This is a genomic window from Pseudundibacterium arcticum, assembly GCF_042646465.1.
GTDB lineage: Bacteria > Pseudomonadota > Gammaproteobacteria > Burkholderiales > Burkholderiaceae_D > Undibacterium_A > Undibacterium_A arcticum.
Genome location: NZ_JBHRTP010000002.1, coordinates 55487 through 81996, shown reverse-complemented (window position 1 = coordinate 81996; position 26510 = coordinate 55487). Strand labels below are relative to the sequence as shown.

The following is a 26510-nucleotide window of genomic DNA, read 5'->3' as shown; positions in this document are numbered from 1 at the left end:
CGATGTTGCGCTTGACTTTCCGTGGTGGCGAGTGGTGCAAAAAACTTATTAAGTTAGAAAAAATTGCGCCAAATAACGATGATACGAAAGAAAAAATGACTCTACTTCAACTATCCAAAACGGCGACCGCAACTTTACTGGTCGTGAGCTGCTATTGCGCACATGCCACCGACGTCTTTCGGCTCGAAGGCTATGGCCCGATCTCACGAGCGATGGGAGGTGCTGCGACTGCGTTCGACGTCGGCCCAGCCGGCATGATGACGAACCCTGCGACCTTGTCACTAATGGCAAAGGGGAATGAAATTCAATTGGGCCTTGACGGAATTTTCGCCGATATCAATACGAGAAACCAGGCAAGCCAGGAAAATGCCTCCTCTGATTCGCATTCAAAAAATCGAGGTCCTTATTTCGCGCCAGAAGCCGCTTACACCCATCGTGAGGGCGCGTTTACTTTTGGCATTGGAGCATTCGCACAGGGGGGGCTTGGAACGGAATACGGCAAAGACAGTTTTTTATCGAAAACGACGTCCGGAGCAAATTCTGGACTAGATAATTCCAGCCGGTTGCTTGTGCTGAATATTCCGATCGCGGTCAGTTATGACGTTACTGAAAAGCTGAGCATTGGCGGAAGCTTGGATGCCATGTGGACTGGCTTGAATCTCGATTTGCTTCTCGGTGCCAATCAAGTGGGTTCCTTGATTGGAGCTGGGAGAGCATCTGGAAGTCTTGTACCTGTCTTGGGCGGGCTGCCGGCGTTTGATGGCGCGCATATCAGCTTTTCGAAAAACCGTCCCCTCGCAAGCGGTGCGGACGCATGGGGAATCGGCGGTAAATTTGGACTGATTTATAAGGCTACCAAGGCAACCACTTTGGGCGCAGCGTACAGTTTCGAAAGTAGAATGTCCGACCTTAAGGGCGATGCCACACTGACAGCCCTCGACGCGGTAGTTGGCCAAGTACCGCTACAGGGCCAGATTGCGATCCGCAATTTTCAGATGCCAGCGGTGCTCAATCTGGGCATGAGTCATCAGTTCAATGACCAATGGTTGGTAACGGCGGATGTCTCCCGTGTCTTCTGGGAACACGCGATGAAAAATATTAATGTCGGGTTCATGGCCAATGGTGGAGGAAACCTCGATATTCAGCTACCGCAGAATTACAGGGATCAGACGATCCTGGCACTAGGTGCGGCCTACCGAACAGGTAACTGGACACTTCGCGGGGGCGCGCGCATAGCGTCCCAAGCGTTGCGTTCGGAACTACTGTTCGCTGTCATCCCCGCTGTCCCGAGAAAGCATATCTCGGCGGGCTTATCCTACGATTTCTCCAAGGACAATACCGTTCATTTCAGCTATTCGCATGCATTCAAGGAGACCTTGGATAACTCGAACCTTCCGAATACGTCCGCGCCAATACAAACTTCAAATTCGCAAAACAACTTCGTGATCGCCTATACCCACAGATTCTAAGAACTTGCCATAACGACCGTGAGAAAAAAATGCATAAACTTCTCGTGTTATATCCTCATCCGGATGATCCTCAGTCTTTCCTCGATTATTACCAGAAATATCATCTTCCGCTTGCATCGCGACTACCAGGGTTAATTTGTTCGAGCTCTGGCCGTCCACAGGGGTTCGGGGCAGATACTCCCGAATATTTTCTCATCTTTGAAGCCCAGTTTGCCAATGAAAAAGCGCTTTTCGGTGCGCTCGAGTCGCCTGAAGGAAGAGCGGTTGCAGCGGATGTTCCGAATTACTCACCGAAGGGCGCCACGCTATTGCGGCTTCAGGTAAGGGAGTAGTGACATGATCGACCATTTCAATTCAACGTAATAAGTTGCTCGAGCATCAGTGCGGCCTGGCGGATTTCCGCAGCGTCGCAGCACGGTTCCTTACTGGTGTAACGACTGTTTCACCGCCAACCAGAACAGCTTGCACGGTACTAACAACCGCTTATCGGCCATATCCCCGGATGCGCAGGCCGGCAGGTAGCCCAAAGTCGCTCGGCCGCCATCAGTAAAGCCAAGCCAGAACCTGAAGTGGTTTTTTTGTTGCTCAATTCTTCTGGCGGAGTAACCTTAGCGAGGAGGTGTCCTTAGCGAGGAAGTGTATGCTATTGGATTGAGCTGCGCAGGGCGCACAGGGAAATCCGGTTCCATCAGGCGATATCGACATTGGCCCCCCCTCGGGCGAGTACCGATGCCTCGCACGATCACGTGTTTAGCCGTCAACTGCAGCCATTCTCAATAGCGTGGGCGGCCACAGCGGTGCCGGCGATGGCGCGCCTGTCAACGCGGCGGTCACGCTATCCGACGCCTCGAGTTGAATCCCTGCCATTCGCGCAAGAGGTGAAGCATGCCGACCATCAACCGCCAGCTGTTTACGGACTCCGCGGCGCTTCGCGTTCGCGATGTTACGCTCTCCGCGACCGACGATCACCAGACTCACCGGGAGAAGCTCGCGAGCATCGTGCTGAATGAGATGTATCAGTTCGTGGGCCTGCTGGACGCGAACGGTATGACGCTCGAGATCAACCGAGCGGCGCTCGAGGGGGCTGGTATCCGGCTGGACGATATCCAGGGGAAACCCTTTTGGGAGTGCCGCTGGTTTGCGGTCTCGAAAGAGACCCGGGACTACGTGCGGGATCTGGTACGACGTGCCAGCCAGGGGGAGTTCGTACGCTGCGACATCGAAGCTTACGGCCAGGCCGCCGGCGAAGAGACGATCATGGTCGACTTCTCGCTCCTGCCCATCGAAGACCAAAACGGCAAGATCGTGTTTTTGCTTCCCGAAGGCCGCAACATCACCGAGAAGAAGCGCGCCGAGGCCGAGATTGCGCGGAAGAACGAGGAATTGCAGGCAAGCCATGAGCTAATCCTTCGCCAGAGGGACGAGCTCAAGAGCCTCTACGATAAAATCGTGGCGGAGCAGAAGGTGTCGGAGCGGCTGTTGCTCAATCTGCTGCCCTCTCCGATTGCCGAGCGCCTGAAGGCGCGCCCCGAGCTCATGGCCGATAGCTTCCCGGAAGTCATTGCCGACAGTTTTCCGGAAGTGACGGTTTTGTTCGCGGACATCGTGGAATTCACCCGTTTTTCTGAAGGCATGAGGCCCGAGCGACTGGTGGCAATGCTCAATGAGATCTTCACCGACTTTGACAGCATTGCCGACAATCGCGGCCTCGAGAAGATCAAGACCATTGGTGATGCCTACATGGCTGCCGCAGGACTGCCCGTCCCGGCGGCCGATCACGCGGTGCGGGCGGCGCACATGGCGCTGGACATGATAGACGCGCTGGCCCGCTTCAATCAGCGCAATGGGTATAGCTTGCAGGTGCGCATTGGCATCAACAGCGGCGCGGTGGTGGCCGGCGTCATTGGCAAGCGCAAGTTCATCTACGACTTGTGGAGTGACGCCGTGAACACCGCCAGCCGGATGGAGTCGCACGGTGTGGCTGGACGCGTGCAGGTGACGGAGGCCACCCGGCGGCGGCTGGGTGAGCCGTTCCTGTTCGAGGAGCGCGGCACCATCTACGCCAAGGGCATGGGCGAACTGCATACCTGGTTCCTGGCCGGCAGGCGCAGTGCGTCGTCCGGATGATCGCCGGGCGCTGCAGCGTCGTAATAGGGGTCCTTTTGATTCCAGTGCATAACCACGAGCACGGGGTTAGGCATCCAGAGCTCTGGATAAGGTGCATGCGGAGCGGCTGATCCATAAAATGCTGCCGCTAAACGAGCAGCATCGAATTGACATCGCACGCGTTCGCGGCCAGATTTGGGATCTCTACGCCGACCTGAGCATTACGGCAGCGAAGGCGATATCCGCGGCCACGTGCTCAAACAAAAGATCAGCGGTGGGAACGCGCAGCGACCTCGGCCGCAAATGCCGCGACACGTTCTCCAGCTTGAAGAAAACCTGCCGAAAGTTGGGCATTTCGTTCTGGAGTTATTTGATCGACCGGATCTCATGCAGCGACCAGATTCCGTCCCTGCTGTCGAAGCACGAATAATCTGCAAATATGCACGAATAATCGCTAACAACGAATCCGGCGCAAAGCCTTGCCCCGTAAGGCTTTCCAATAAATGGTATCCAACAGTACCCTATTGCAAAAAGGCTATGCCAACCGGCATTTTGCGCGCAAACTCTGCTAATGAATTTATTTTGATCGAATAATCGGCTAACGAATTCAACCGGAATTGGCCATGACGCAGCGCAGCAGTGGCGACTCGAATGTGATGGCCAAAGTACCTGGGGAGCTTGAGCTTATTGACTCGACGACCTGGACGCGTCTCGCATTACTCGATGCGGCAATCCGCCCTACCCTTGCACTACCGTTCAACCAAGCCATGGCAGAGCAGATCGCCCATCAGCTCAATGTGCACTGGGGAACCGTGTATCGCTACCGCCAGCGTTTGTTAGCCGAAGGCATCGCCACGGCCCTCTTCGGGCGCAGCAGAGGATTCCCGAGCGGATCGTCCAGGCTGTCGCCGGAACAAGAAGCCATCATTGATAAAGTCATAGGCCGGCTTGCCCGAGGAGCGGCCAAGCTACGCGTGATCGACGTCGTCGAAGAAATCGCACAGCGCTGCAGAATCGAAAACGTCTCCACACCCTCTCGCCCTTCTATCGATCGGCGCCTGCACCGTTTGACCCCGGCTTTGGTCGTGCGGCGCAAAGTGGAAGACGACCGGCAGACATCGACCGCCACCGGCACATTCGTCGTTCGCAAGCCATTCGACGTCGTCCAGATCGACCACACAAAGTGTGATCTGTTTGTGGTCGACGATCTGTATCGGACATCAATCGGACGTCCTTGGCTGTCGGTGGCGATGGACGTTGCCACGCGCGCCGTCCTCGCCATTCTCGTTACCTTCGAGCCGCCCAGTGCGGCGGCGGTTGCGCTATTGATCACGCGCATCGTCAACGCAAAAACAGCCTGGCTGAAGTCCCTCGGCTTGGGCATCGATTGGCCGATGGGTGGCCTTCCGCGCAGCCTCCATCTCGACAACGGCGCCGAGTTTCACAGCAAAGCACTCGGCCGCGATTGTACCCAATTCGGCATCGAATTGACCTATCGTCCGCCAGGCCGGCCCCAGTTCGGCGGTCATATCGAACGGATCATCGGCACCTTGATGACCAAGCTTAAAAAACTGCCTGGCGCCACCGGCCACTCGGTCAAGAACCGGAAGAATCACGCTCCCGAGAGGACTGCAGCCCTCACCCTGCAGGAATTTGAACGCTGGCTCGCCATCGAAATCGGCGAACGCTACCATCACACGGAACATCGCGGTTTGAAGGGCGGCACTCCGTATGCCGCCTGGAAGGTGGCGCAACCGCTCAGTCGCCCGGTCAAGCATATGGACGATCTGTATGCGGCGTTCCTTCCAGCCGTGCTGCGCACCTTGCATCGAGGTGGCATTGTCTTCAACCACATCCGCTACTGGAATCCCCTACTCACACCCTTGCTCGCCACACCTACCAAACTCATCGTCCACTATGATCCGGCAGACATCTCGGCGCTGCACGTCAAACTGCCCGATGGGTCGTACCTGAAGGTCGGCTACGCCGACCTGCGTCATCCCGCCATCGCGCTCTGGGAATGTCTCGCCACGCTGAAATATTTACGCACCGTCAGTCGCCTGGCAATCAATGAAACACGCCTGTTCGAAGCCATCAATGCGCAACGCAAGATCATTGACGACGCCAAAAACAAGACTCGCGCCGCACGTAAAGGGGCGGCGCGAAAAAGCGCTGAAGCGCGCTCGCGCGCCATCGACCCAACCACGAATAACACACCGCAAAACGAATCACCGACAGGGATCGACTACAGCATTGACGCGCCGGAATATCCGGTGGAGATGTGGTAGCGCAAAGTGAAGTTGCGACAATCAAAGGGGACATGATGGGCGATCTGAAACATCTGCTGGAGAGCATGCGTCCGATCGCCGCATACGACGCAAAAGAGCGGATCACGCATTTGCGACTGGACCGCTGGATCGACTACCCGCGCGCGGCGCGTGTGCTGCATCTGCTCGATGAAATGCATGAAACACCGCAGCGCAATCGCATGCCCTGCCTTCTGCTGCATGGCGACTCGGGCATGGGAAAGAGCATGATCATCGCAAAATTCAGACGCGCGCATCCGGCGGTCTACGACCGCAAGACCGGGATCGAGCATCACTCGGTCATCGCCATGGAGATGCCGGCATCGCCGTCGCAGCGGCGCTTTTATGCCCAGCTTTTACAGGCAATCAATGCACCCTACCGTCCCAGCGATCGGCTCGAAGCGCTGGAGTTCACCACCATCAGGCTGCTCACGGCAATGCAACCGCGCATGCTATTCGTCGATGAAATTCACAATCTTCTCAGCGGCACGCCGCGCGAACAGCGCGCTGCGTTGAACCTGTTGAAGTCCCTGTCCAACAAACTGAATTGCTGCATCGTCGTGTCCGGCACCCAGGATGCGCTGGTGGCGCTGCAGAGCGACGACCAGATGGTGAGCCGCTTTCGCCCCTTTGAACTGGCGCGCTGGCACGAGAACGATGAGTTCCGGGGATTCGTGCAGGCCTTCGAAAAAACGCTTCCGCTGCGACTGAAGTCCAGTTTGGGGGAACAGCCGATGGTGCAAGCACTGCTTGCGGCCAGCCACGGCGTAACGGGCAGCATTGCCGAAGTCCTCGCCGGCGCCGCACGCGCTGCGCTTCGCATTGGTACGGAACGCATTACCGTCGAGCTCATTCGTGCCGAGGCGGGATTGCTCACCGCTGCTGTGGCGTGAATCTCGACCGTGTCGTCTGCACCTCGCTACCGATTGTCGCTCATCCTGTCGACGATGAAGGTTTGCGAAGCTGGATCGGCCGCGTTGCAGCCTGCTATTCGGTTCCGGCACAAACACTCTTGAAGCACACTGGAATAGGTCGTACCAATATCTGCGTTGGAAATTGGCTCACCCTCAGTGGCTTGCACGTGTCTGACATTCTGATCCTCGCCAAAACCTTACGGCGCTCGACCAGTGCGCTCACCGGGATGGTTACGACGCCCTGGTGCCTTCCGGAGAATGCAGAGTTCGGCATGTGCGCGCAGTGCGTCATGGAGACGTTTCGGTCCGGTCGGCCGATGTATTGGCGCCGGCGTTGGCTGGATGCGGTCACCGTCGGCTGTTTGAAACATGTCACGTGGCTGACGCCGATTGATGCGAATATATTTCGGAAATCCGTCAATTGGCATGGCGTCGAACAGCACCTTCTCGCCATCGCCGAGAACGAGGCGAGCAAACAATCGTGTCGCACACCGTCGCGCCTGGCTGACTGCATCAACATGTCCGCCTTGCATCTTCAATCCCTCTTCGCCGACGATCCGGACGACCGAACCGCATGGCTCCGATACGGCATCGTGTCTGCCAGCGGCGCGCGCCGGGTCGCGCAAGATTTGCTCGACATACTGCTGGCAGCAGAGGCGTCAAGACCCGACTACTCACTCTTGTCGGAATTCGCTTCGCGCTTGAAAATCCCGATCGCATTGCACACTGTTTCCATCATTCCGCGCCAGGCGCGTGCCATGCGGATTCGGCAAGTCAAAACACTGGAGGCGCGCATTTTTGCGATGGCGATGACGGACAACCTGATGTTTGCCAGTGCACGCATCAATGATCTGCAGCTACGACCGACAGCATTCGATGCGAGGTCGATGCGCACGCATTGGTTGTGGCCGCTCATACCGCCGGCAAGTCTTGATCTACTCGCCGAACGCATCAAGAATTGGCCGGTGGATTACGTCAAAACGTGTTGGCCGGAACTCGACAATATTGAAAAAGCGCCCATGCTGCACCGCAGAAAAATGTTGATTGTGTTGTGCTCGAATCGGGATAATCCACCGACGCTTCATCATCGATTAGCAAATATTCGTTCAAATTAGCCGATTATTCGTGCTTCGACACAAGGCATGGCTCGCGCGCTTTATCGATACCAAGACCACGTTCGACAATTACCGCAAGGAAGCCGAACGCCTGCTGCTCTGGTCGACCATCCAGTTCGGAAAACCGCTGTCGTCGCTCACGCACGAAGACTTATTGCTCTATCAGCGGTTTCTGTCCGATCCGCAGCCGGCATCCCGATGGGTGATGCGCGATGGCCGCAAGTTCGCGCGCGCACATCCAGAGTGGCGGCCGTTCGCCGGCCCTCTCTCCCCTACCAGCCAGCGCCAGGCGATCATCATTCTCAACACGCTGTTCTCGTGGCTGGCTGGCTCGATTTGCCGTGAGTTCAGTTCTCGCATCGAGGAGTCGCGATTTGACCACCGATTTCGTCGACGTCAGTGCAGTGATTTCGTGCCTTAGCGCATCGGATTCAAGGGGCGCTTGCGCCAGTTCATCCTGGACTGATGCCAGAGCCCTCCTCGCCTGGTCACGCGCATCGCAAGCCTGCTTTTCCGCTTCCCTGGCTTCCTCGACTTGCGCTTGCGCATCATTCTGAAACGAAGCGAAAGTCTCGTGTGCAGTTGTCTGCGCCGTCACCCATAAAGTTGCGACCAGCTCGCCCGCCGCATCCTTAAGGGCATCGGGCAGATCCGGATGGCTGACGGTAACCCGACTCTTCTCGCTCAGGTTTTCCCAGAACCGATTAAGTGCCTCGGCAGGTGCGGTCATGCTGCCCTTACGCACGAGTTGATAGAGCTTGTTCGCGGTCGGACCGTTATGCCATGCCGGAAAAAAAGCAAAATACAGACCTCGCGGTACAGGTCCTGGGTTTGCGTAAACTGTTCGCGCTGGCGATCGATATCGGCGAGAAGCTGCTTTTCATTGGTACAACAGCGGCCTGGAAGTGTCGGCCATCGGCTTCGGCCAAACGGGGATAAGCTTTGATTACGGTCCGGCTGCAGACAAGGGCGCGAAGAGCGCCTATTCGAAGATCACGGTGCAACGGGCGCGGCTTTCGGAAGACCACATGAAGCTGATCGACCGCTGAGCAACGCCGGCGAGGTCAACAGGTGTCAGTACTGGAACGCCATTCAAATTGGGGCAGCGCACGGACGGCACCGCCCTCCTTTCCGCGAAACGCTCGCCAAGCAATGACTTTGGCCAATAATAATTTAAATTCGGGCGACTCCTGTGCCGGCCGTTGAGGGCGACTCGGCTGCACCGCATTGCTTGCGTTGCGCGCGTTTTCAGTCTCCGCGAGGAATTCCGCGCAATCGTTCGGTGCGCCTGCGCAGCAACTCCATCGTCGTCAGCAGCAAGATGGAAAAGATCACCAGCACCGTCGCCACCGCCAGGATCGTCGGGCTGAGTTGTTCGCGCACGCCGGACCACATCTGACGCGGTACCGTGCGTTGCTCAACGCCGCTCAAAAACAGCGCGACAATCACTTCGTCAAAAGAGGTCGCAAACGCGAACAGGGCACCTGACACCACTCCCGGCGCAATCATCGGCAATTTGATTTTCCAGAAAGCATAAAACGGGTTGGCGCCCAGGCTGCGCGCCGCACGCGTGAGATTGTCGTTGTAACCCACCAGCGTCGCCGTCACGGTGATCACGACAAACGGTGTGCCGAGCGCAGCGTGCGCAAGGACCAGCCCGGTCAAATTCCCCGCCAGCCCGACCTTGGTATAGAAGAAATACATGCCGACTGCCGCGATGACCAGCGGTACGATCATCGGCGACAGCAGCAGCGCGGTGATCCATCCCTTTCCTGGCAAATTCGGATGGCTGAGTCCGAGTGCCGCCAGCACCCCCAGTACCGTCGCGATCAGCGTTGCCAGGATCCCGACGGTCATCGTGTTTTTCAGCGCCAGCAACCAGTACGGACTAGTCATCATGTCTTCGTACCAGCGCAAGCAGAAATGCTGTATCGGGTAGTTAAAGTACGGTTCCGCGTTGAGCGACAGTGGTATCACCGCCAGCACCGGCAGCACCAGGAACATCAGGATACAGCCGCAGAACAGGAAATGGACGTAGCGCGCAGTAATGCCTTGCCATCCGACGTAGTCAGGAATATTTTTCATCATCACTCTCACTCAACCAAGTTTCATTCCGTTGCTGCCGACCAGCCGCGTATAGATCATGTACAACACGGTCACGCTCAGCAAGAGCATCATCCCGAGTGCACTGGCGAGCCCCCAGTTCAGCGTGGTATTGACCTGCTCCGCGACAAAATAGCTGACCATCTGATCGTTGCCGCCGCCCACCATCGCCGGGGTGATGTAGTAGCCTAGCGCGAGGATGAATACCAGCATCCCGGCGGCGCTAACGCCCGGCATGGTTTGCGGAAAATAGACAGCGACGAACGACCGGATCGGCCCCGCGCCCAGCGAGCGCGCGGCCCGCACATAGACCGGGGAGATGTTTTTCATCACGCTGTACAGGGACAGTATCGCGTACGGCAACAGGATGTGCGTGATCGCGATCAACACACCGAACCGGTTGAAGATCAACTTCAGTGGCTCTTGCGTCAGCCCCAAGTAGAGCAAGGCCTGATTCACCAAGCCTTCCGATTGCAAAAGCACCACCCATGCGGTAGTCCTCACCAGGATCGAGGTCCAGAACGGCAGCAGCACCAGGATCATCAACAGGTTGCTGGTGCGCGCAGGGAGGTTCGCCAGCAGATAAGCGACCGGGTACGCCAGCAGCAGGCAGATTACCGTTACCGCCGCGCTGATCAAGAAAGTGCGCCCAAACACATCCATATATAAGCGCGAGTCTTCCGATTCGCGCGCGATCGATCCGTTCGAATCGAAACGCAAGTCGAACGCCGTCAGGTAATAACCGGCGGTGAACGCGCCGGAGTAATTGCGAATCAGCGTCCAGGTTTCCGTCTTTCCCCAGCGCCCGTCGATCCCGATCATGCGATCTTGCGCGGAGCTGGACGCCCCGCTGCCCTCGCTGCCGAGTTGGCGCGCGGTTTTGGTAAACAGGCCACGGGTGCCGGACTGCACGTAGTTGAAACGGGAACCGAGTTTGCTGACTTCCAGGTTGCTGCTGGCTCGGAGCTCGTCGCTCAGCGCCTTGAACACGGCCTCTTCGGGCAACGCCGAAATTTTCGGCTCCCACTGCGTCAACATGCTTGTCGTCTTGGGCAGGCTGGCCGGCACGATGCTGTTGTCGACGCTATTGAACAGAAGCTCGACAATCGGGACCATGAAAGTGATCAGTATGAACAACAACAATGGAATCACCAGGCCGAACGCTTTCATTCGGTTCCAATGTTCCGATCGTTTCAAACTTACCGCCAGGCCCTGATCGGCGGCGTTGATGACAACGGATGCACTCATTTCTTCTACCCTGTCTCGTTTCAACATCTTAGTTCTGCATGAACCATGCCTCGTCCCTCGCGCGAAGAGATGCGCTGCAATGCAACTCTTCGCGCACAGTCTCTTATTTCGAGAGCCAAACAGCGAACTTCTGGTTTACTTCATCGATATTTTCGGACCACCAGTCGGCGTCGAGCTGCAATGCGGTCTTGGTGTTTTCCGGGGCGGTCGGCAGATAGGGCAAAACCTTGGCGTCCACGTGTTGCATTGCCGACTTGCGCAATGGGCCATACGAAACGTAACGGGTCTGCGCAGCCAGCACCTCCGGCGTGGTGCCGGCGGCAATCAATTGGCGGGCCGCCGCCAGGTTCTTGCTGCCTTTGACGATACCGTACACTTCGGCCACCTGGACCTGTCCATCCCAAATCAGCTTGAACGGTTGTTTGTCGACTACGATCGCGTCATACACGCGGCCGCTATACGAGGTGGTCATCGCGACCTCGCCACTCGACAGCAATTGTGGCGGTTGTGCACCGGCCTCCCACCAGACAATATTGCTCTTGATGGTGTCGAGCTTTTTCAGCGCACGCCCGATGCCGCCTGGGGCGCCCAACACCTTGTACACGTCGGCGGTCGGCACGCCGTCCGCCAGCAGCGCCAACTCAAGATTAGCGCGCGCCGCCTTTTTCATCCCGCGCTTGCCAGGGAATTTTTTCAGGTCGAAAAAATCCTTGACGCTACTCGGCTTTGCACCGTTGAAACGCGTATCGTTATAGGCAATGATATTGGCCCAGGTAAGGCTGCCGACCGCGCACTTGGTAATCGCACCTTTCACGAAATCGTCGGCGACGGACGTTCCGTCCCTGGATGCCGTCAGGATGCTGGCATCCATCCGCTCAAGCAAGCCTTCGTCGCATGCACGAACTGCATCCTGCATTTCCAGGTCGACCACATCCCAGGTCACATTGCCTGATTTCACCTGCGAACGGATTTGCGCCAGACCACCGCTGTAGTCTTCGATTAAGACCTTGACGCCGGTCTTTTGCATAAAATCCTTGACGAAGGTCTCCTGCTGGCTTTTACCGTATGCACCGCCCCATGTCGCCATGGTGATCGGATTAGCCGTGGCAGGCGGAACGACAGCCGCGAGAACCATGGCGGAAGCGAGTATCTTTAAAGTGAAAGTCATTGTCTTCTCCAGTGTAATTAGTATGAGAACTACGTCGCGACCGACCGGTCGTTTACTTCAATTCAACGCCAGGCAGTCTTCGGTTTGCCATCCCGTCGAAATTGCCGAACCGATTTCCGGTGGGGCGCTGATTCGCGCATTCGGCACCTTGATGACGAAATTCGGCTGGCCGCAGATGTCGACCACGATGCGCAGGTGATCGCCGTGATAGACGGAATTCTTGACGATCCCGTGGAACCGATTGTTCACTGACGCGCTGGCGTCCCCGATCTGTACTCGCTCAGGCCGCAAGGAAATCGTGGTTTCCGAGCCGACCTGGAGGCCGCGCGGTGACGTCGCCGACACGGTTTCACCGCTGCGCATGCGGATCTGGCAGGTGTCGCCTTGCACCGTGAGAACCCGGCCGTGCAGACTATTGTTTTCACCAATGAACTGCGCAACAAAGGCATTTTGAGGGCGTTCATACAACTCCTTGGGCGTCGCCAGCTGCTGGATCACGCCTTGATTGAATACCGCAATACGGTCCGACATCGTCAACGCTTCACCCTGGTCGTGGGTCACGTACACGAAGGTGATACCGCTTTCCTTGTGAATGCGCTTGATTTCGTATTGCATCTGTTCGCGCAACTGCTTGTCGAGCGCGCCCAGCGGTTCATCCATCAACACCAGCCTGGGCGCGAACACCAATGCGCGCGCCACTGCAATGCGTTGCTGCTGCCCTCCGGACAACTGGCCGGGCATGCGCGCGCCGAGGCCAGACATGTTCACCATCGCCAGCGCGGCGTCGATCTTCCGCTTTCTTTCGGCGTGCGGGACTTTTCTCACCGCCAGCGGAAACTCAAGATTTTCGCGGATAGACATGTGCGGGAACAGCGCATAGTTCTGGAACACCATGCCGATATCGCGTCGTTCTGGCGGAATCCGGTTGATCGCCTTTCCCGCCAGCAGAATCTCACCGCTAGTTGCCGTTTCAAAGCCGGCAAGCATCATCAGGCAAGTAGTTTTCCCCGAGCCGGACGGGCCTAGCATCGTGAGAAATTCGTGCTCCCGCACGCTGAGGTTTAGGTCCTGGACAACCAGCGTTTTCCCATCATAAGTTTTTTGAACTTGATGGAACCGGACAAACGCCGTTTCCGAAGCTGAGTCTTGTGTCAACATCTCTCCTCCAATTGCCGAGTCGATCGAATCGTTGTTGTTATCTGATCGAACGAGCGTTAAATAACATTCCTGGATATGTTTCACGCAAGCGGCGATGCTACCTGCGCGTCAGCGTTATTTCCCGCCAGTTGCTGGTGGGCGTGAAGCCCAGCACCTCGCGCGCCTGACTGCCGTCGAACACAGAAGCGTAGGGGTTTTTCTCGAATCGCTGCTTGTCGCGGATTTCGGGCAATTTTCCCAGCGCACGCTGCAGCCAGACCAGTGTCGGCTCGTCACGGCAACTGTCTTCCGCCGTGATGAAAAATACCCCGAACTTGACGTCGCGCGCGGTGAGCGCACATTCAAATGCGCGCGCACAATCTTCCGGGCTAATATAATAAAACAGCCAGCGCGTATCGATGTCGGCTGCGCGCGCCACGGTCGGCTGAATATTTTCAGGGATCAGCACCATCATCGGACGCAGGCACAGCACCTCGATATCGCCACGCCGCACAAAGCTTTGCGCAATCTCTTCCATGATCAGCTTGCTCACACTGTAAGCCTGGACCGGGTAGCGCGCATGCGCCTCGTCGATCGGAAGATAGTCCGGCGCGAACGCGGGATTCGCTTCAGACAGCCCGCAGGCAGAAACGCTGGAACACAGCACTACCCGCCGTATTCCCAACTCATGCGCAGCCTGCAATACGTTCCATGTGCCCAGCACGTTGACGTGGATATACGCTTCCGGACTAGCCTGCAAATCAAAATCAATTGCCGCCAAATGGATCACCGCATCGACACCAGCCAATTCGCGGCGCAACGCAGCGAGATCGAGCACATCGACTTCGGCGTAAGGCAAGTCTTGCGGCGGACGTTTCAGGTCCAGCACCTTCACGTCGAAGGTATGCATCAATTGCTTGACCACATACTGGCCAAGCCTGCCGCTACCTCCGGTAACAGCGATTATTTTCCGTAGAGAATCACCCGTTGTAGCCATGAAACAAACTCCTCACTTCAATTAAAATTTTGCCTGCTCTGCGCTCTAGGGACTGAGTCGATAATATTCGATACATACCCTTACTACGACCGATAAAAATTGATGGGGCTGTGAATATTTCTCATTCGTTCACAGCTTGCAATATGTGCTCACATCAGCGCACGTAAAGAAACGCTGCTGTCAGCGAGCGCATCGGCGTTCAGGCTTTGTCCGGATGCGGCGAGACGCTTAAATACCGCCATGTCGCGCCCGCTGTTCACCGTGGTTGCGGCTTGCAGTCTGCCGTCCGCATCCAGCGCGAGCACCGAGAACGCTCCCGCATGCACCCCCTTGCGGCGGATCAAGTTGTGTTGCTCCGAAAAAAAACCCAGCGTCTGTAGGTTGCAATCGTATTGGTCCGACCACAGCCAGGGCAGTTCGGAATATATCGCGTTGCCGCCCAGCATGTTGAGCGCGGCGGTCACCGGCTGATTTTGTGCGACCTGCCATGATTCGACCCGCACATGCTTGCCGAGCAAAGGATTGAAGTGGTTGGTGACGTCGCCCGCCGCGAAGATGTCGGGATCGTCGGTGCGGCAACATTCATCGACCACGATGCCATTGTTGACGGATAGCTGCGCATGCTGCGCCAGCTCGACATTGGGTAGCGCGCCGATGCCGACGACCACGATATCGGCCGGCACATCGCCCTTGCTGGTGCGCACCACTGCGCTGTCGGCGCCGTGCGAGATAACCTGGTGGGACACGGTGTCGAGCAGGATGTTGACCCTGCGCGCGGCATGCAAGTCATGCATGTAAGCGCCGACCGCCGCCGGCATCGTGCGCTGCAACAGCCTGCCGGCGCTTTCGATGACGGCAACATCGCATCCGCACACGCTCGCCGATGCGGCGACTTCCAGTCCGATGAATCCTCCGCCCAGCACTACAACTCTTTTCCCGGGATGCAGCGCACTGCGCAGCCGGCGCGCGTCTGCCAAGGTGCGCAAATAATAGATTTTCGGTTGCCCCGATACCGGGCCGGGAAACGGCCGCGCACGCGAACCGGTGGCGAGCAGCAGCCGATCGTAGGCGATCGCCGCGCCGTCATTCAGATGCAGCGTTTTGCGACTGCGGTCGATTTCAGCCACTCGTTTGCCCAGCCTCAGCTCGACCTTGTTTTCCGCATAGTAGCCATGCCCGTTGATGAACACGCCGGCTTCGGCATCGACGGACCGCAGCACGTCTTTCGACAGCAGCGGACGATCGTATGGAATATCGGGCTCGTCGCCGACCATGCAGATTCTTGCCGACGGCGCATGCTGCTGCAAAGTTTCCGCCGCCCGCCGCGCGGCTTGGCCGGCACCCACGATAAGGTATTTGGTATCCATATCATCTCCACCTTCAGGCGCCGACGGCCTTGTTTTGCGACAACATGCGTTCGACCCATCTGGCCGCGCGCAACAGTCGCTCATCGCCGAAGCGCGCACCCACCAGTTGCACGCCGATCGGCAATCCGTTCGCGCTATTGAACGCCGGCAGCGAAATCGTCGGCAAACCAAGCAGCATCCACATGCGGCTGAAAATCGGGTCACCGGTGGCGTCGACGCCGGCCGGCGCCGCACCTGGGGCGCTGGGGGCCAGCAAGATGTCCCATTGCTCCAGCACCGGTTCGATCTGGCGCGCCCCCTGCTCCGCGGAGCAGAGCGCGTGCACATAGTCGTTGCGATCGATGTCGGTGCCGAATTCGATCAGCTCCCGGATCGATCCGCTCAACTGTTCGCGCGCGGTGTCGTATTCGTACGCGAGACTGCGCGCAACCTCGTATGCCATCAGGGTTTTTTGCAATGACGGGAAGCGGGAAAAGCTGTCCGGCAAGCTCACTTCGCCGACGCGAGCACCCATTAGCGACAGCGACAACGCAAGTTTTTCAAGGCCGTCGCGTGTCTCGGACGAAGCATCCAGCCACGACGCTGTCCGGCACAACCCGATCGAAGGCGCCCAGGCTGAAGAAACCTCTTCCGGCTCTGGCGCCAGTTCCAGCAGCGCAGCACGCAGCAAGGCCGCATCCGTGACGCTGCGCGTCAGCGTACCTAGCGTGTCGAGCGAATGCGCGAGCCCCTTGACGCCGGTCAGATCGAAATCGCCGTAGGTCGGCTTATAGCCGACCACGCCACAGTACGATGCCGGGCGGATCAGCGAGCCGGCCGTCTGCGAACCAAGCGCGCCAGGGACCATGCGGTCGGCCACTGCCGCAGCCGATCCGCTGGATGACCCGCCCGGCGTATGCTTGGGATTGCGCGGGTTGCATGTCTTTCCCGGCTTGAAAAAAGCGAATTCCGTGGTGACGGTTTTACCGACGATTAAGGCGCCGGCACGCCTCAGCAGCGCGACAGGCGCGGCATCCATTCGTGGCCGATGTGCGCGGTAGATCGGCGAGCCGTACTCGGTCGGCATGTCCGCGGTGTTGATGATGTCCTTGACGCCGATCGGCACCCCGTGCAGCGGTCCCTGGCCCGGCTGCGCATCCAGCTTGCGCGCCTGTTCCAGCACCGAATCGGGGTCGACGAACTGCCACGCGCCGACCTCGGCTTCGCGCTGTTTGATGCGGGCCAGGCAGTCCTGCGCCAGTTCTGTGGCGCTGATACGTTTGTCGCGGATCGCCTGGGCCGCGTCGGCGATGCCGAGTTCATGTAGGTTCATTGCTATCCTCCAGCGTATGCCATGCCTGCTCGAACGGTGCGCGTGGGGCGAAATAAAAGCCGCCGTCGAGCCGGCCTTGTTCTCCTTGCCGGTCCAGCACGCCCAGGCTAATCACCGGTGTTTGCGACATCGCTTGGGTGCGACGTACGGTGAGGCCGGTGCACAAGCCGCCGATGTGAACAAATGCCGGGTGGCTGGTTTGCAGCAGTGCGGTCGGAAATTGCAGCGCATGCTCGCCGCATACGGCATCCAATCTGGCGCGCGTGGTCGGCGCATGCGAGGCCGCCATCGCGCCGCCGCCGAATGCATCGATAATCGCGCTGTCGCCGATCGCGCCCAACGCGCGTTCTTGCAGCAAGGGCCCTGCCCCAGGGACCAGCGGCGGCGTGGCGGGCGTCACAAACCAGCACCCCGGCGCTGCCGCAATCTGGATCCCGAAGCTATGGCCGTTGCCACCGATCGCGGTGACGACGCCGCTGCCAGCCACGCCTTCCGCTGCGCGCAATACGCACTTGACCGCCGCCATCCAGACATTCAAAAAAAACGCCGGCGCACGATCGAGGAAGGCGACAACTTCGGCCGACATATTGTCCGCGGCGGCGGATTGGCGCAGGCGCTCCAGCAACAGCGCACTGCCTGCGATGGTACGACCATGGCAATCGTCACCTTGCTGCAACGCACGGTCCGCCAGTGCAATCAAATCGATTTCCGCGCCATCGAGCAGCGGCGCGAGTTGCGGCGCCAGCACGGTATTGATCCAGCGCAGCCGTTCGAGCACTGCGTCGCTGCACAACCCGACCCGCATCACCGGACCGTCGCCGCCGTTGATGGTGCTGTATCCGCAGCGCCACGGCGCCTGTGCGTCGTGCACCACCAGCACCGCCATGCTCGGCGAAAGAATGTCGGCGAGCGGGATCGCGGCGCGGCAATCCTGCGCCGGCTTCAGGCACACCGCACCCGAATCGAGCAGGTGGTTCGCCATCTCGACCGAACTGGCCCAACCTTCATAGAGGATTGCCATCACCGCCGAATTGCGCTGCGGACGCGGCAGCGTGGATGCGGCGGCGATCGGCGGTCCCGCATGCAGCAGCGTGCGTCCAGCCAACGGCAATACATCGGATGCCCTGGCGACACCGCACAGCATGGGCCGCACTGCCAGCATGCGTCCGATCGCATCCGCGTCCGGACTGGCGTTTTGCATGTCACTCACGCGCATCCCCTGTTGGTTCCACCCACGATTCAGCAAATGCAAGAAACGCCGAATTCAGGCGACCGCCGAGAAAATCGCGTTCTATCACAACACCTGGCAATCCTTGCCCGTTCAGCAAAATTTCGCCTCGGTCGGCGCCCTGGAACACGCTGTACATCTGGTGTTTGCCGGTCGCGCTCAAATCAGGGCCGACGTCGGCGGCAAACGGCTGCTGCAACCCGGACCAGTTCAGCGTCAGTTCGACGCCATCCGCTTTCAGGGTCTCACCCCAGCGCGACTGCTCGCTAGTGTCACTGCCGCCACCGCTTGCCTGATGCAGCGACACATGGGACAGCGCCGGCACATTGCGGAAGGCACCGAAGCACGGCACAAATTCCCCCAGCAGATAGCGCATCAGCGGCAAGTTGTCCGCAATGCACAGGTTGGGCACCTCCGGATAGCCGGCCGGCGTGTCCGGCGCGCCAATAACCAGGATGCCGCGCCCCCGCCCAAACGGCGAGATCACCACCTTGAAGTACAGCGCGAGCGTGATCCATGGGCCGCTCAGGTGCGCGGGATCCTTCAGATAAATGCCGGGATTCTCGCCGGACCAGCTAACCACACCTGGGTTAATGATTGACATATACGCTCCAAAAAACGGCTACCATGTTCTAGACTCTTTCAGTCTCTGCGCTTGCGCACACGAGCACTACGCCATCGGCAAGCTTGACCTTGAACGTTTTCAGGTTGTCGCGCGCCGGTGCGCACAGCACCTTGCCGCTCGCCAGGTCAAAGCGCGCCTGATGCAACGGACATTCGACTTCACCGTTCTCGACCCAGCCTTCCGACAGCGACGCATTGCCGTGTGGACAGCGGTCCGCCACCGCGTAAAACTGGCCATCCAGATTGAACACCGCGACGTCCTCCTCGCCAACGCGCAAACAACGCGCTTCCTGGTTGCGCACCGCAGAGACATCGCACACTTTCAACCATGTCACATCAGGCATTTTTCTACTCCTGCATTTTGTTCTGAAGCAGTTCTATCTTGTAGCCGTCGGGGTCGCCAATGAAGGCGATCACACGGGTGCCACCTCGCATCCTGCCCGGCTCACGCAGGATGGTTACACCCTGGTTGCGCCACGCATCGACAGCCGCTTCGATATCATCCACACCGATGGCGAGATGGCCCCATGCGTCGCCTTTGTCATACGATTCGCTCCGGTCCCAGTTCCAAGTCAACTCGAGAACGGTTTCCGACTCTTCATCGCCATAACCGACAAAGGTGTTGGTGAAACGCTGGGTCGGATAGTCCGTTCTGCGCAACACCTGCATGCCAAGCAATCTGACGTAGAAATCGAGCGAACGGTTCAGGTCGACAACGCGCATCATCGTATGCATCAACCGGTATTTCATGGCGCTTATCCCGCGACCGCTTTCAGCACCAGATCCTGGAATGCATGCGCGCTGTCTTCCCAGTGAGGCGACATCAGGCCGCCGTCGCGCATCACCGGCGAAGAGCGACCCTGCTGCAGGAGCTCGGCGATATGATGGTCTTCCTTGTGCACGTCGTACCACAGCTTGCAGAGATTCTGCTTGTCTGTTTCGGTATAGTTTTGGTCGCCAACGCTATACAGCACCCGGAACTGACGCGTACGGTCCGGCGCAATCGGAATATTCAGGTGCACGCCGGCCTGGTCCGGCAAATAGATGCCGAGCGCGAAGTTCGGGAACAGCGTCAGATAACGCGCGCTCATATCGAGGTTGCTCGATTTGGCGGTCGTATCTTTTTGTTCTTCGAGATCTACCGCGGAGCCCAGGCAACGGCCGTCACTGATGGTGTAATGATCTTTCAGAGGCTGGCCGGCAGCGGTGGTGTCGTGGACGATCGGCACGTGGTACGGCTCGATGAAATTCTCCATCAGGAACTTCCAATTGCACTTGACCTCGCCCAGGTCGATCTTGCCGATCGGCTTTAACGCGCTGGTATCGAGCAGCTGGATGCGATCGGCGAAGGTCTTTGAATACTCATCGAAATCCAGCGCATCGCCAGACAGATTGACAAAAATCCAGTCGTTCCATAGCGCAAAGCGCACCGGCATCAGGCCTGTTTCTTCTTTCTTGAAACCGGGAACTTCCTGGATCCGGAATCCGCCAAAGTGTGGCGCCGCTTCAAGTTCCCCATCCAGGTTGTAGGACCACGCATGGTACGGGCAGTTGATCGAGCCCTTGACGTTGCAGGTATCGGTCACCAGCTTCAGTCCGCGGTGTCGGCAGACGTTATGGAACACGCCGATTTCTGCTCGTTCATTCGACACGATCAGCAGCGGCCGACCCGCCACTTCGACCGGGACACATGTCCCGGGCACGCTGAGTTCATGCACGAAGCCGACAAAGGTCCAGCTCTTGGCAAACAGATTTTCCTGTTCGAGCTTGTAGAACTCTGCGCTGGTATAAGCCTCCGCCGCGAGCCCGTGCAGCACGTATCCCTCGCCTTGAGCTCTGTGCTGTTCCCGCACGCTGAGCACATTATCAATAACCGACATGTTTTTCTCCAGGTTTGCTGTGGTGTTGAATTCGATCCATCAATCGTTCGACGGTTGCCCAATGATAGGGAAGGCGACATGGCAGCTCAAACGATATGTTTTCACTGGTCCATGAGAAAAACTTGGGGAGGGGTGCCGCGGCGGATTGGCGCAATGTGGATATGGTCAAAACTTCATGGCTATATCGCGAAAAATTTCACTGATGCTCTTTTTGCCGGCGATATAATGAAAATTGGAAGGTCAGTAAAGGACACCGGATGCCGTTGCCTCACAAATCGTACGCCACCATGCCGCAAAGATTGCCCCAACTAAATACACTGCGGACGTTTGAGGTTGCCGCGAGACACAGGAGCTTTACGCAGGCTGCGGTCGAGCTCCACGTCACACCTTCAGCGATCAGTCATCAGATAAAACTGCTGGAGGACGAGTTGGGAATTCGCCTGTTCCGGCGCGAGAACAATAAACTGTTGCTGACCGACGCCGGTACTTACCTGATGCAGGAATGCACGGCGGTGTTCGAGCGGCTGGCGGCGATCACGCAGGGTGTACGCAAGTACGGCTCGGATAAAAAGTTGAATATTGCGTTGCGCCCGTACTTCGCGCAAAAGTGGCTGATGCCGCGTATCGGATCGTTCTGGGAGAAGTATCCGGAGGTGGATCTGGCCTTGCATCACACGATAAAAGAGCCCAGCTTTGCGGATGGCGCGATCGATATCTGGATCTGCTGGGGGGATGGCAATTTTCCCAATCTGGTATCGACGCTGCTGGTGAACGGCGATTTAACCCCGGTATGTAGCCCGCGCATTCTGCATGCGGGGAATGGCTCGCTTTCCCCCGATATTCTGACGGCCCACTGCCTGCTGGACGAGGAGTTGCCCGACAACTGGAACCGCTGGCTGGAAATCGCCGGCGAACCGAAGCTCATCCCGCGCAAACGCATCAGCATCGATGACACCAACGTGCGCCTACATGCCGCAATCGACGGGCAGGGATTCTTGCTGACCTGCCTGTCGCTGCTGCAGCGGGAATTGAAAGAAGGTATTCTGGTGGCGCCGTTCGATTGCACATTACCCCACTACTCGTACTATGCCGTGTACAAGAACGAGACCCTGGAAAATCCGAAGGCGCGGGCATTTATTGAGTGGTTGCTAAGTAACGCGGCATCCGAAAAGTGAATGGATGCTGACAGCGATTGCTTGATGCGCCGTTAGCTTGTACGGACAGGGAATTCACCGCCCGGGTGCAAGCATTGTGGACCGCGGCGCGACCAGCTTCCCTAAAGAGCTACTGGTTGCGGGTTTTTCCAAGGAAAGCGTTTGCCAGTCTGCGTTTTCGGCCATCGGCATGAAACGCGCTACAATTCGGTCGCTTTGGCGGTCGAAATGGCGAAAAGCCAGCAGTGGCAACGGATTCCAACGAATTTGAGTGCAGAGCAGTTCAAGCAATTTGTCTTGCCCCACCTAATCGTGGGGAGTCGTGGTCCGGCGCCGAAACTAGGCTTGCACGCAATCTTCAATTACATTTTGCGACTGCTGTATCTGGGATGCCAGTGGAAAGAATTGCCGATTACAAGAGATCAAATCGGTCGCCCAGAAATTCACTACTCGCGCATTTATCGCATGTTTCGCCTTTGGCAGGCGCGTGGCTGCTTTGACGCGATCTTCAACGGTTCGGTGTGGGCGCTTCACGCCGCGAATCTGCTCGACATCAGCGTCATTCACGGCGATGGCACAACGACTGCGGCGAAGAAAGGCGGCGACAATCTCGGCTTTAGCGGACATAAGAGGATGAAGGGCGACAAGGTCGTCGCGTTCTGCGAACGGAATTGCAACGTGATCGCCCCGTTTGTGGCGGCTCCGGGAAATCAGAATGAATCGCCGCTCTTGCGCGAAGGCTGCCGCAGGTGATGCGCATCGCCCGCGCGGTCGGTTTCTCCCTGCGCGGCGCCATCGTCAGTCTGGATGGCGCCTACGATTGCCGCCTCAACCGCAAGGCGATTTTCAATCGCGGCATGACCCCCAATATCAACGCCAACCCGCGCGGCCGAAAGAAATCAAAGCGCGGACGCAAGCCGTTCTTCGATCCCGACATTTTTGAAGAGCGGTTCAACACAATCGAGCGGGTGTTCGCCTGGGAAGACAAGTTCCGGCGCTTGCTGCTTCGGTTCGAGCGCCTCAGCCAACTGCACTACGCCTTTAAAACCTTGGCCTATACGATGATCAACCTACGGCACTTCTGTCAGGGTTAATCAAGCGCCATTGCCACAACGTCTCGCTCTTCAGATGCCGCCCTCTCGCACAACGCTTTCACTCCGCTTGAACGAGAAACCCGCAACCAGTAGCCAGAGAATTACGTGAAGGAGTGTTGGCCCGAACGCGAAAATATCGAAAAAGTCCTATGTTGCAGCGCAAAATAAAATTGATCTCGGGGCGCCAGAACCGAAAATTCCAAGCTCGCATTTTCATCTATTAGCAAATATTCGCGCAAATTAGCAGATTATTCGAGCGTCGACAGCATATCAGGCTAGCTCCTCCAGTGCATTCAACGCTGTCGCCAGTTGGGCCACCTCGTCGCAGGTATGCGCCGCCGACAGCGTGACGCGCAAGCGCGCGGTATTCAGCGGCACCGTTGGCGGCCGGATCGCCGGCACCCACAGCCCTTGCGCATACAGCGCAGCAGCGGCGCGCAGTGTCTCGTCGTTGCTGCCGATCACGATCGGCTGAATCGCGGTGGGCGATGCGATGCGCTGCCAGCGCTGCAACTGCAAGGACTGGTCCAGCTGGGCGATCAGGGCTTGCAGATGGGCGCGGCGGGCGCGGCCTTCGTCGCCGGCGATCAACTCGATGCTGGTCAGCAACGCGTGGGCCAAGGCCGGCGCAGCGGCGGTCGTATAGATGTAAGGCCGGGCCCGCTGGATCAGCCATTCGATCACCGTTTCATGGGCGGCGACGAACGCGCCGCCGACGCCGGCCGCCTTGCCCAGCGTGCCCATGTAGACCAGATACGGCGAGCGCAGATTGAAGTGTTCCAGCGCGCCGCGCCCGTTGGCACCGAGCATGCCGAAGCCGTGCGCATCGTCGACCACCAGCCACGCGCCGTGTCGTTCGCACAAGGCCAGCAACGCCGGCAGCGGTGCCAGATCACCATCCATGCTGAACACGCTATCGGTCACGACTACTTTGGTCACGGCGCTGCTGGCGGCCAGCATCGCGGCCAGGGCTGCAGTATCGCCGTGCGGATAGACCTGCACTGCCGCGCGCGACAGGCGCACGCCGTCGATCAGCGACGCATGGTTCAGCGATTCGGAAAATATCGCGGCATCGCGCCCGGCCAGCGCGGTGATGACCGCCAGATTCGCCATGTAGCCGGTGCAGAAATACAGCGCGCGGGCCGACTCCAGATGCGGCGACATGAACTCCGCCAGCCGTTCTTCCAGCAGTGCATGGGCGCGCGAATGGCCGCTGATCAGGTGCGAGGCGCCGCTGCCGACGCCGTAGCGGGTCGCTCCTTCGCGCAAGGCCTCGACCACGCGCGGATGCGCGGCCAGGCCGAGGTAATCATTGCTGCAGAATGCCAGCATCGCGCGGTCGTCCAGCTCGACCCGCGGCGCGCACGGCGTCTCCGCGATACGGCGGCGGCGGCGCAAGCCGCGTTGCTCCAACTGCTGCAGTTCGCTTTCCAGTGTCGCGATGAGTTGCATCGGCATGCTCATGCTTGGATCACTTTTTCAAAAACGGTTTGGGTGCGCGCCGCCAAGCCGTCGATCTCGTCCTGGTCCAGCACGTACGGCGGCATCAGATACACGGTGCGGCCGATCGGGCGCAGCAACAGCTCATGTTCCAGCGCGGTGCTGAAGAAACGGCGCGAGAAGGTGGCGGCGGCAGCCGGATCTTCGATCACCGCATCGAACGCGAAGATCATGCCGCGCTGGCGGAAATGCCTGACTTGCGGATGGGCGGCCAGCGGTGCCAGCGCCGCGTTCAGCTGCTGCGCACGCAGACGGTTGCGGTTCAATACGTCGTCTTCCTCGAAGATCGCCAGCGTCGCCAGCGCCGCCCGGCAAGCCAGCGGATTGCCGGTATACGAATGCGAATGCAGGAAGCCGCGCGCGATATCGGCATGATAAAACGCCTGATACACCGCGTCGCGCGTCATCACCAGCGACAGCGGCAGATAGCCGCCGCTGATGCCTTTCGACAGGCACAGGAAATCGGGCCAGATATTGGCTTGCTCGCAGGCGAAAAAAGTACCGGTGCGGCCGCAGCCGACCGCGATTTCATCGGCGATTAGATGCACCTGGTAACGGTCGCACAGCGCTCGCACTTCGCTTAAGTACACCGGGTCGTGCATTGCCATGCCAGTCGCGCATTGCACCAGCGGCTCGATGATCAGCGCAGCGATCTTGTCGGCGCGCTGTTGCAGTAACGCTTCCAGCTCGGCGGCGGCACGCCGCGCGACATCGGCCGCCGATTCGCCGTCTCGCGCACCGCGCGCATCGGGCGACGCCACCACATGCGCCTGACGCAGCAACGGGCCGTAGGCATCGCGGAACAGCGCCACGTCGGTGACCGCGAGCGCGCCGATGGTTTCGCCGTGATAGCTGCCCTTCAGGCAGACAAATTCCTGCTTGTCAGTTTTCCCAGCATTGCGCCATGCATGAAAACTCATCTTCAGCGCAATCTCGACCGCCGACGCGCCATCCGATGCATAAAAAGAGTGCCCCAGCACATGGCCGGTGCGCGCCGTCAGTTGTTCCGACAATTCGATCACCGGCTCATGCGTGAAACCGGCCAGCATCGCGTGTTCCAGCTTGTCGAGCTGATCCTTCAGTGCCGCGTTGATGCGCGGATTGGCGTGACCAAACAGATTGACCCACCAGGAGCTGATCGCATCGAGGTAACGCTTGCCATCGGCATCATACAGCCAGGCGCCGCGGCCGTGGCTGACCGGCACCAGCGGCACGGTCTCGTGATGCTGCATCTGGGTGCAGGGATGCCAAACGCTGCGCAAGCTGCGGGTGACCCAATCGGTTTGTTTGCTTAACTCCAAAATCAACTCCAAAAAATTTCCTGGTCAGCCAAGCCACGACGGCATATGATTTTACAGAAACGGCATAACCCCGTGATGGCACACATGCGCCCATAAAGGGCGGAACAAAACGGGCTGAGCTGGCGCACCCAGCAGCAGTTTGCGCACAGGCAGTTCCATCTTTTTACCGGTTAAGGCGCGCGGGATTTCGTCAACCTGATAGATCACCGCAACATTGCCCAATCATTTATTGATCTCAAGCCCAGCCTGTTTCCTTCAATACCCCGATTATCTGCTGTTCTGTAAATCGATTCTTCATGCCTGCCTCCCTAAGGGCAGACTCTACATACTTGCCGTACTAATTCAAGGGGGCAGGTCATTGACTGCGAAAATGTGGCAAAGAAAATAACCCTTTGCCAAATCAATCCTGCATGTACTGAACGCCATTTCAAGCGCTCCTTTCGTCTAATTGATCTCCCGAATTTCCCCTACGGCATTTTGATGCCGC

General features: G+C 58.4%; 25 protein-coding genes and 2 pseudogenes. 12 read left to right on the top strand and 15 right to left on the bottom strand.

Going from position 1 to position 26510, the window contains the following annotated elements:
• The first annotated feature begins 2 nt into the window (after positions 1 to 2).
• The 8 genes and pseudogenes from ACFOFO_RS00575 to ACFOFO_RS00540 all read left to right on the top strand — a co-directional run.
• Positions 3 to 1469 (top strand): OmpP1/FadL family transporter, encoded by a 1467-nt coding sequence (locus tag ACFOFO_RS00575; RefSeq protein ID WP_390330520.1) that lies wholly within the window; start codon positions 3 to 5, stop codon positions 1467 to 1469.
• A gap of 29 nt (positions 1470 to 1498) precedes the next feature.
• A complete protein-coding gene (locus tag ACFOFO_RS00570) occupies positions 1499 to 1801 on the top strand; it encodes an EthD family reductase (RefSeq protein ID WP_390324870.1) in 303 nt (100 codons plus the stop codon).
• Between the two features lie 553 nt (positions 1802 to 2354).
• Positions 2355 to 3596, top strand: coding sequence for an adenylate/guanylate cyclase domain-containing protein (locus tag ACFOFO_RS00565; RefSeq protein ID WP_390330518.1), 1242 nt, complete (start codon positions 2355 to 2357; stop codon positions 3594 to 3596).
• A 118-nt stretch (positions 3597 to 3714) separates the two neighbouring features.
• Complete coding sequence (locus tag ACFOFO_RS00560; RefSeq protein ID WP_390330517.1) at positions 3715 to 4005, top strand: hypothetical protein; 291 nt, start codon at positions 3715 to 3717, stop codon at positions 4003 to 4005.
• A gap of 193 nt (positions 4006 to 4198) precedes the next feature.
• Entirely contained in the window at positions 4199 to 5863 is a 1665-nt protein-coding gene (locus ACFOFO_RS00555; RefSeq protein ID WP_390330516.1) for a Mu transposase C-terminal domain-containing protein, read from the top strand.
• A gap of 32 nt (positions 5864 to 5895) precedes the next feature.
• Positions 5896 to 6774 (top strand): TniB family NTP-binding protein, encoded by an 879-nt coding sequence (locus ACFOFO_RS00550; RefSeq protein ID WP_390330514.1) that lies wholly within the window; start codon positions 5896 to 5898, stop codon positions 6772 to 6774.
• Positions 6771 to 7910, top strand: a complete 1140-nt coding sequence (locus ACFOFO_RS00545) for a TniQ family protein (RefSeq protein ID WP_390330512.1) — start codon at positions 6771 to 6773, stop codon at positions 7908 to 7910. The genes ACFOFO_RS00550 and ACFOFO_RS00545 overlap by 4 nt, the downstream gene beginning before the upstream one ends.
• A gap of 22 nt (positions 7911 to 7932) precedes the next feature.
• Positions 7933 to 8244: pseudogene (locus ACFOFO_RS00540) on the top strand (tyrosine-type recombinase/integrase); the annotation flags it as partial.
• A 189-nt stretch (positions 8245 to 8433) separates the two neighbouring features.
• Here the strand turns inward: ACFOFO_RS00540 and ACFOFO_RS00535 are convergent.
• Positions 8434 to 8640, bottom strand: a pseudogene (locus tag ACFOFO_RS00535) (DNA-binding protein); the annotation flags it as partial.
• Positions 8641 to 8815: 175 nt separating this feature from the next.
• On the opposite strand from ACFOFO_RS00535, the gene ACFOFO_RS00530 reads away from it, so the two are divergent.
• Positions 8816 to 8959, top strand: a complete 144-nt coding sequence (locus ACFOFO_RS00530; RefSeq protein WP_390324883.1) for a hypothetical protein — start codon at positions 8816 to 8818, stop codon at positions 8957 to 8959.
• 199 nt (positions 8960 to 9158) lie between these two features.
• On the opposite strand, the gene ACFOFO_RS00525 is transcribed toward ACFOFO_RS00530, so the two are convergent.
• The 12 genes from ACFOFO_RS00525 to ACFOFO_RS00470 all read right to left on the bottom strand — a co-directional run bounded on the left by ACFOFO_RS00525 (position 9159) and on the right by ACFOFO_RS00470 (position 20974).
• Complete coding sequence (locus tag ACFOFO_RS00525) at positions 9159 to 9995, bottom strand: ABC transporter permease (RefSeq protein WP_390324885.1); 837 nt, start codon at positions 9993 to 9995, stop codon at positions 9159 to 9161.
• A gap of 12 nt (positions 9996 to 10007) precedes the next feature.
• Positions 10008 to 11261 (bottom strand): ABC transporter permease, encoded by a 1254-nt coding sequence (locus ACFOFO_RS00520; protein ID WP_390324886.1) that lies wholly within the window; start codon positions 11259 to 11261, stop codon positions 10008 to 10010.
• Positions 11262 to 11364: 103 nt separating this feature from the next.
• Positions 11365 to 12429, bottom strand: coding sequence for an ABC transporter substrate-binding protein (locus tag ACFOFO_RS00515; protein WP_390330510.1), 1065 nt, complete (start codon positions 12427 to 12429; stop codon positions 11365 to 11367).
• A 57-nt stretch (positions 12430 to 12486) separates the two neighbouring features.
• Positions 12487 to 13587, bottom strand: a complete 1101-nt coding sequence (locus ACFOFO_RS00510) for an ABC transporter ATP-binding protein (RefSeq protein WP_390330508.1) — start codon at positions 13585 to 13587, stop codon at positions 12487 to 12489.
• 97 nt (positions 13588 to 13684) lie between these two features.
• The gene (locus tag ACFOFO_RS00505; protein ID WP_390324894.1) at positions 13685 to 14563 is read right to left on the bottom strand and encodes an NAD-dependent epimerase/dehydratase family protein; all 879 of its coding nucleotides are present in this window, start codon (positions 14561 to 14563) and stop codon (positions 13685 to 13687) included.
• Between the two features lie 149 nt (positions 14564 to 14712).
• The gene (locus tag ACFOFO_RS00500; protein ID WP_390324896.1) at positions 14713 to 15930 is read right to left on the bottom strand and encodes an NAD(P)/FAD-dependent oxidoreductase; all 1218 of its coding nucleotides are present in this window, start codon (positions 15928 to 15930) and stop codon (positions 14713 to 14715) included.
• Between the two features lie 13 nt (positions 15931 to 15943).
• Positions 15944 to 17242 carry an amidase gene (locus ACFOFO_RS00495; RefSeq protein WP_390324898.1) on the bottom strand — a complete coding sequence of 433 codons (1299 nt, stop codon included), beginning with the start codon at positions 17240 to 17242 and terminating at the stop codon, positions 15944 to 15946.
• A complete protein-coding gene (locus ACFOFO_RS00490; protein ID WP_390328100.1) occupies positions 17229 to 18443 on the bottom strand; it encodes a YlbE family protein in 1215 nt (404 codons plus the stop codon). Before ACFOFO_RS00490 ends, ACFOFO_RS00495 begins: the two co-directional genes overlap by 14 nt.
• 1 nt (position 18444) lies before the next feature.
• Entirely contained in the window at positions 18445 to 19074 is a 630-nt protein-coding gene (locus tag ACFOFO_RS00485) for a hypothetical protein (protein WP_390324900.1), read from the bottom strand.
• 28 nt (positions 19075 to 19102) lie between these two features.
• A complete protein-coding gene (locus ACFOFO_RS00480) occupies positions 19103 to 19438 on the bottom strand; it encodes a bifunctional 3-phenylpropionate/cinnamic acid dioxygenase ferredoxin subunit (protein WP_390324902.1) in 336 nt (111 codons plus the stop codon).
• Positions 19439 to 19442: 4 nt separating this feature from the next.
• Complete coding sequence (gene gloA / locus ACFOFO_RS00475) at positions 19443 to 19844, bottom strand: lactoylglutathione lyase (RefSeq protein ID WP_390324904.1); 402 nt, start codon at positions 19842 to 19844, stop codon at positions 19443 to 19445.
• Between the two features lie 5 nt (positions 19845 to 19849).
• Entirely contained in the window at positions 19850 to 20974 is a 1125-nt protein-coding gene (locus ACFOFO_RS00470) for an aromatic ring-hydroxylating oxygenase subunit alpha (RefSeq protein ID WP_390324906.1), read from the bottom strand.
• Between the two features lie 257 nt (positions 20975 to 21231).
• On the opposite strand from ACFOFO_RS00470, the gene gcvA reads away from it, so the two are divergent.
• The 3 genes from gcvA (at position 21232) to ACFOFO_RS00455 (ending at position 23222) form a co-directional block, all read left to right on the top strand.
• Positions 21232 to 22149 carry a transcriptional regulator GcvA gene (gene gcvA, locus ACFOFO_RS00465; protein ID WP_390330506.1) on the top strand — a complete coding sequence of 306 codons (918 nt, stop codon included), beginning with the start codon at positions 21232 to 21234 and terminating at the stop codon, positions 22147 to 22149.
• A gap of 207 nt (positions 22150 to 22356) precedes the next feature.
• A complete protein-coding gene (locus tag ACFOFO_RS00460; protein ID WP_390330504.1) occupies positions 22357 to 22881 on the top strand; it encodes a transposase in 525 nt (174 codons plus the stop codon).
• Positions 22881 to 23222, top strand: coding sequence for a transposase (locus tag ACFOFO_RS00455; RefSeq protein ID WP_390324909.1), 342 nt, complete (start codon positions 22881 to 22883; stop codon positions 23220 to 23222). The genes ACFOFO_RS00460 and ACFOFO_RS00455 overlap by 1 nt, the downstream gene beginning before the upstream one ends.
• A gap of 270 nt (positions 23223 to 23492) precedes the next feature.
• Here the strand turns inward: ACFOFO_RS00455 and bioF are convergent, their stop codons facing one another.
• Positions 23493 to 24674 (bottom strand): 8-amino-7-oxononanoate synthase, encoded by a 1182-nt coding sequence (bioF, locus tag ACFOFO_RS00450; RefSeq protein WP_390328103.1) that lies wholly within the window; start codon positions 24672 to 24674, stop codon positions 23493 to 23495.
• Positions 24675 to 24682: 8 nt separating this feature from the next.
• On the bottom strand, positions 24683 to 26023 hold the full coding sequence (bioA, locus tag ACFOFO_RS00445; RefSeq protein ID WP_390324911.1) for an adenosylmethionine--8-amino-7-oxononanoate transaminase: 1341 nt from the start codon (positions 26021 to 26023) through the stop codon (positions 24683 to 24685).
• Between the last annotated feature and the right edge of the window lie 487 nt (positions 26024 to 26510).